This is a genomic window from Helicobacteraceae bacterium (genome assembly GCA_031258155.1).
Classification (GTDB): Bacteria; Campylobacterota; Campylobacteria; order Campylobacterales; family SZUA-545; genus JAIRNH01.
Genome location: JAIRNH010000007.1, coordinates 1 through 5,967, shown reverse-complemented (window position 1 = coordinate 5,967; position 5,967 = coordinate 1). Strand labels below are relative to the sequence as shown.

8 protein-coding genes are annotated in these 5,967 nt (G+C 48.3%); all 8 read right to left on the bottom strand.

What is annotated here, in order from left to right; translation table 11 throughout:
- Positions 1-55: 55 nt before the first annotated feature.
- Positions 56-457 carry a class I SAM-dependent methyltransferase gene (locus LBF86_01120; protein ID MDR0664110.1) on the bottom strand — a complete coding sequence of 134 codons (402 nt, stop codon included), beginning with the start codon at positions 455-457 and terminating at the stop codon, positions 56-58.
- Between the two features lie 121 nt (positions 458-578).
- Positions 579-989 carry a TylF/MycF family methyltransferase gene (locus tag LBF86_01115; protein MDR0664109.1) on the bottom strand — a complete coding sequence of 137 codons (411 nt, stop codon included), beginning with the start codon at positions 987-989 and terminating at the stop codon, positions 579-581.
- Entirely contained in the window at positions 965-1,342 is a 378-nt protein-coding gene (locus LBF86_01110) for a hypothetical protein (GenBank protein MDR0664108.1), read from the bottom strand. The genes LBF86_01115 and LBF86_01110 overlap by 25 nt, the downstream gene beginning before the upstream one ends.
- Positions 1,343-1,424: 82 nt before the next feature.
- The gene (locus LBF86_01105; GenBank protein ID MDR0664107.1) at positions 1,425-2,525 is read right to left on the bottom strand and encodes a glycosyltransferase family 2 protein; all 1,101 of its coding nucleotides are present in this window, start codon (positions 2,523-2,525) and stop codon (positions 1,425-1,427) included.
- Between the two features lie 48 nt (positions 2,526-2,573).
- Positions 2,574-2,855, bottom strand: coding sequence for a hypothetical protein (locus LBF86_01100; GenBank protein MDR0664106.1), 282 nt, complete (start codon positions 2,853-2,855; stop codon positions 2,574-2,576).
- A gap of 249 nt (positions 2,856-3,104) precedes the next feature.
- Positions 3,105-3,698, bottom strand: a complete 594-nt coding sequence (locus LBF86_01095) for a radical SAM protein (GenBank protein MDR0664105.1) — start codon at positions 3,696-3,698, stop codon at positions 3,105-3,107.
- A 54-nt stretch (positions 3,699-3,752) separates the two neighbouring features.
- Positions 3,753-4,742, bottom strand: a complete 990-nt coding sequence (locus LBF86_01090) for a hypothetical protein (protein MDR0664104.1) — start codon at positions 4,740-4,742, stop codon at positions 3,753-3,755.
- A complete protein-coding gene (locus LBF86_01085) occupies positions 4,739-5,575 on the bottom strand; it encodes a transketolase (protein ID MDR0664103.1) in 837 nt (278 codons plus the stop codon). Before LBF86_01085 ends, LBF86_01090 begins: the two co-directional genes overlap by 4 nt.
- Positions 5,576-5,967 lie beyond the last annotated feature (392 nt).

The window sequence follows — 5,967 nt, the reverse complement described above, 5'->3', positions numbered from 1 at the left end:
TGACAGGCATATACGGGGCGCCATACTTCACTCACAACGCGCCGTTGGTTGACCACTATGCCGTAATCCCCCCCCCCCCCCGTTTTACGCGCTCGAAAACCTGCGCAAAGATCGCCGTATCTTCAACATGCTCTAAAACCTGAGTTGATAAAACAAAATCTAACTCGCCCGTAGGCGGTAAAACGCCGTCTTTAATAACAAACTCTACGCCTTCGCCTTCGGCAATATCCGCGCCGATATAGCGCGAAACGCGCGGCATATACGCTTTGTATGGTTGCGCGCCGCAACCAAAATCCAAGCATACGCCGCTAAAATCGCGCAAAATCTCTTTTAATTGAGATTTAAGCTGATATGTAGCTAGATACTGCCGATGTAAAACGTTGATATTTGGCTCTTTGCCGCAAATTTTCTCATAAAACAGACGAAACGCCCTAGCTTTTGACGATTCTTTATCCACGCTTTAGCCCCTCTAGCACAAACTTTCGCCGCGAACGCCAAAATCCATCGGCATAATTTACCCTGAATTATATTTATTGGCGGCTTATTTAAGCGAGTTGCCCGCGCTAGTAGCGCATAATTTAAGCGGTTTTTACGCCTTTGATCATAAACGCCCCGCCGTCGGCTAAAACGATCATCTTTTCGGGTTTGTCGGTCAAAAAATCGTCGCAGGCTTTTGTGGCGCCTACGCAAAAAGGCGATCCATAATCGTCGCACAAAATAATACCTCCCGCATTTAGCCGATCGTAAAAGAACGTTATACTATCGCGAGTGGGATCGTGCATATCTACATCGATATGAACAAAGCTAAACGCGCGATCTTTTACCTCCTCGAAGCGCGTTGGAATCCACCCCTTATAAAAACGAACGCGATCGATAAACTCGGAGAGATTTTCGCGCGCCATTTCCTCTCCCGCGCTTAGATCGCCCTTTTTCCAATAACCGTTATCTTCGTCGCTTGGAGCGCTTACGCCTTCAAAACTATCGAATATATGGTGCGTTCGCCCCCCCCCCCCATTTTCACATGCCTGCCGTTAGCTTCGCATATTAAATAAGAGGAGGCGCCTTTGAATACGCCGCATTCGGCGGTATCTCCGTCAATCGCCGCCGTTAGCCGCAGAAGTTGTTTTAGCGTCCATTTACGATGCGTATTTAAGCCGCCGCGCTCGCCGAAGCGATCGAGATAGTCGTTAAAACTCTTGTCTTTCCACCAGTCAAAATCCGCCCAAGTTAAACGGTAATCGGCAAAGAGCATATCAGCGAAAATTCGCAAAGCGTCGTGTTTTCTGCCGTTGTGGCTCGACAAAGCGTTGCGTAGCAATCGCGCAATTTTGTAAAAACTCATTAAAAAACCTTTAACTAAACTTTACAATGCATAATAGCGTCTAACTTTTTACTTAAATCGGACAAATTTCAACCAGTAAAGCTTATAGTCTGTGCGCAAGGACGCCAAGCCTTATTAGGTTCAATCGCCATATCAGTTTCTTTATTTTGCTTTTATATAATAGATAAATTTTTAGCCTTCTAACCAAGACAAAGTAAAACATATAAACGCCAAACATAAACAACCCAAATTTCCGCCAAACGCTATGATAGGCGTATATGCTAGAAGACCTATATATTTTATAAAACGAGCGATACTGTAAAAACTGATCAAATATGTTATCTACGATTATATCATAATTGTAACGATAGGCATATATAGGGTTTTGCATAGCGCCAATATAAAAAGTTACGCTACGTATCGCCTCGTTTTTGAAAACCGAGTAGCAAATCTTATTGATTTTGGCTTTATTAAATAGACGCATATTAATTATGTGTTCTAACCCAGAAACCACCGTAGGCGCTACTTCTGCGGGCAGAAAGTATCTCCAGGACCATCCGCCTTTTGTAAATCCGCTACGCGATGGATTATTCTTTATAAAATCATCATCGGAGGCTTTCCAATACATATTTGGAATTTCCGCGCTTGAGCCCAACGATGCGATTTCGGTAAAAACAAAATAAAACGGGAGGATTAAATATAGCGAATTTTCGTCAAACTCCCAATAGCGTTTTATATTTAATTTAGCCAACATCTCCGCGTTAAAAATCTCCCCTGTCGGATGCTTAAAAAAGAGAAGATTGGCGAAAGCGTCGACTGGAGAGTCGTATATAGTCTCTTTTAGCGCGTCGCCGCAATAGACGTAAGCAAAATTTTTTTTGATTAAAAAATCGCATAATTTTGGTATATTCTCGATCTCAATTAAATCGCGATCATTACAATAAAACGCGTATTTTCCGTTTGCTTTGCTAATCGCCATTAGCATATTTTTTATTGCGCCAATGTTTATTTCGTTCTCAAAAAATCTAAATCGAGGATCGTTGATTTCGCCTAATAGTTCTTTGGTATTATCAGCCGAAGCGTTGTCGTTAACGCAAACTTCAATATCTTGACGCTCGCAACTCAAAATAGATTTTACAAGCGCGCAAACTCGCTCGGCGCGATTATACGTCGCAATGCAAAAGCTAACTATCGGCTTAGACACCCTCGCTCCTTTTATCTCGAAATTCTATCGAAATATACTAAATCCGCTTCAAAACCATTTGGCGCCAAAAATGGGATAAAACGGATTTCTTCGCCAAATATTAGGATACCAAGACCAGCCCAAACACTCTTTGCAAGCAGAAAGCTTGTAAATTTCGCAATTAAGATTTTTACGCCACAACTCTTTAGCCTTTTGTCCATAATAGATTTTGTCAAGCTGTTCTGGCGAACAATTTGTTATATTGCCAAGCGCTAAATCGCCTTGCATACCTGGCGGCAAGCCGCAACAGGCGAGCGCCTCGCCGTTTCCGGCAATATTGTAGCTTTCCAAAAGCGATAAACAAGGGTAAAGCGGGGGGGGGAACCTCCATCATCCCGTTAGCAATTTTAGGCGCGGCGGGCGCGTTCGTTTCGCCGCGCGCGCTCATTTCAGCCTCTATTAACCGCTCCGCGCCGATCAACCCTCCCCAGTTGCCAAGGCGCGTTTCGGCTATCGCTCCGCACTCGCCTAAATACGGCGCCCAGAAACTTCGAAACGCTTGAATTTGCTCTTTTGGGTTAACCGCGCCGCCCATAACGTTCAACAAAACGCCGATTTTCTACCCGATTCATTAATCGCGCGTAAAAAATCTTGCGTGTTTTTCACAACCTTATCAAACAGATCCGCTCCGTTGAGCCGTTTATATTGTTCGCGAGAAGTTGCGTTGATCGATATTGTGATTCGGCTTAATCCGGCGGCGGCAAGATTATGTCCAAGCTCGTAACTTAAGCGAATGCCATTTGTATTAAAACCTATCGTCGCATTAGGCGCCGTCTCCTTAATATAGGCGATCGATTCGATTAACTTAGGATACAACGTAGGCTCGCCCACGCCAATTAGCGCATATTTTGTAACGCCTCGACTCGCGCAATAATCCACCATTTTTTTGAACGTTTCAAAATCCATATCGCCGTTTTTACCATCTATGCCTAAACTTCTTGGACAATAGTTGCATCTAAGATTGCATCGATCGGTTATCTCTATCTTGAGAATATCAAGCCTATGCGGTCTTTGACCCAATAACGCGCGATGCGACAAAGTTTTGCGGTATAACCAACTATTTGAAACGCTTCTCGCAATCGTATGGCGTTTATCTCGCGGTATCAATCGCCATACTTTTCTTAACAAATTCATAAACCGCCTTTTTTTATAATGAACGTATTTATGTAGGCGTATTCGCGAAAACGTCTATCTATCGCGCTTCGCAAAATCGCAAGCGCCAATCGCTTTGGTAGTCGCCAATGCGTTCAGGCGATAAGCGTCGCGCAGGTAGGCTTGATCGCCGACGATTGTCGCAAAAGTATCGTCCAGTCCAAGCCGATCAAATTTAACCGCGCTTTGCGTATCCGCTAAAATCTCGGCTACAGCCGATCCAAGCGCGCCTACGCGATTATGCTCTTCCAGCGTTATTATGCGATCCGCTTGCTTAGCTATACGCTCTATCGCGACGCGATTAAGCGGCAGGCGGCAGGCGGAATAGACGTTTGCGATCGCGCCGCGCGCGGCTAAGCTCTCTTGCGCCTTGATCGCTTCGCTCGCGATCGCGCCCAAAGCGATAATCGCGATCGAAGCCTTTGGAGACTCTTCGCCAACTGCGATAGGCGTTCCGTTTGCGATCGCTTCGATCCGAGCGCCGCTCAACTCGCCGCTATGTAGCGGCGCTTCGCCGCCGCGTTGAATCCTGATATACGCCGCCTTGCCGCTTGCGGCGCAGATACGCGCTATAGCCGCCGCTTCAAAGGGATCGCACGGCGTAAAAATATCGATCCCTGGAAGCGATCGCATAACGCCCGCGTCCTCCGTCATGTGGTGCGTCATACCCTGCGCGCCGTAGATAAATCCCGCGCCAATACTGATGATTTTAACGTTTAGCGACGGATATAGGATAAGATTTCGTATATGCTCCAAAGCGCGCATAGTGGGAAAATTAGCGATCGAATAGACAAAGACGCGCTTGCCGCTTGCCGCAAGACCCGCCGCCAACGCGATCATGTTCTGCTCGGCGATCCCGACGTCGAGAAATCGCCCGCTTTTTCCGTTTCGATCTTTCGCGCCAATCTCGCCAAGCTCGGCGGCTAAACCGTCTAATACGCCCCAACCGCAATTTGCGCTTAGAAAAACCGCGCTTTCGTCGGCTTTCGCAAAGCTCGTCAGCTCTTTAATGAACGCGTTTCTCACAACGCGCTCCGATTATCCGCGCTTAACAGATCGCTTAATTTGCCGCCAAGCTCCTTCCACGCCGCTTTGAACGCCTCGCCGTCCGGATTGCGGTAATGCCACAGCGCCTTTTGTTCCATAAAGCCGACCCCTTTGCCCTTGATCGTCCGCGCGATAATCGCCGTCGGAGCGCCTTTGATCTCTTTGGCGCGATCAAAGGCGGCGAATAGCTCGTTGTGATTGTGCCCGTCGATCGCGACCACATTCCATCCAAAACCGCGCCAAATATCCGCCAACTCCGCTTTGGGCGCGTAAAGCTCGCCGCCTTTCATTTTATTATAATCCACTACGACCGCGAAGTTGTCTAGCTCGTTTTCCGCCGCAAAGCGCGCCGCCTCCCACACCGATCCCTCGTCGCATTCGCCGTCGCCCGCGACGGCGTAGGCGCGAGCGCTTCGATTATCGATCTTCGCCGCGAGCGCCATGCCGCACGCTACGCCAACTCCCTGCCCTAGCGAGCCTGTGGAGAACTCCGCGCCCGGAACTTGCGAATAGACGTGTCCGGAGAGTCGCGATCCGTTTTGGCGCAGCGTCAAAAGCTCGCTTAACTCGAAAAACCCTTTTTCGGCAAGCGCGGCGTAAAGCGCGGGCGCGCTGTGCCCTTTGCTTAAAACCAGCCGATCGCGATTTGGATCGCCCCTCGTTTGAGGCGATACGTTCAAAACGCCCGAATATAAAACCGCCAGAATATCGGCGCACGAGAACATGCCGCCGATATGCGATCCCTTCGATACGAAACACATCTCTAGCGCGTGAAGGCGGATTTTGCGGGCAAGCTCTAGCGAATTAAGCATAGCGCGCCTTGTTTGCGAAGTTTGTCGATAGGCGCGATCGCAAACGGACGCTCGTTATGTAGCGCGAGAGAATATAGCCGCTCGTCTTTCGCGTATGCCCTTTGCGATCGCGGCAAAAGGGGCGAAAACGATAAGCCAAAAAAGAGTTTAAGCGCGAGCGAGCTTTGCGCCGTTTATAAAAGAGCAAATAGGCTCGTGCGCCGCCCCCATAATAAATAGATGGACGGCTTCGACGTTCGCGTTTATTATAAGAGCTAAGAGAAAAAGACGGCTTTAGGGATAAACGGGTTTTACTCGCGCTTCGATCATAAGCGCCGCCGCCGAGGTTTTTATCCGACTCGAGGCGAAATCTATCAACGCGCATAGTCCGCGGGGGGGCGCGGGGGGCGCGG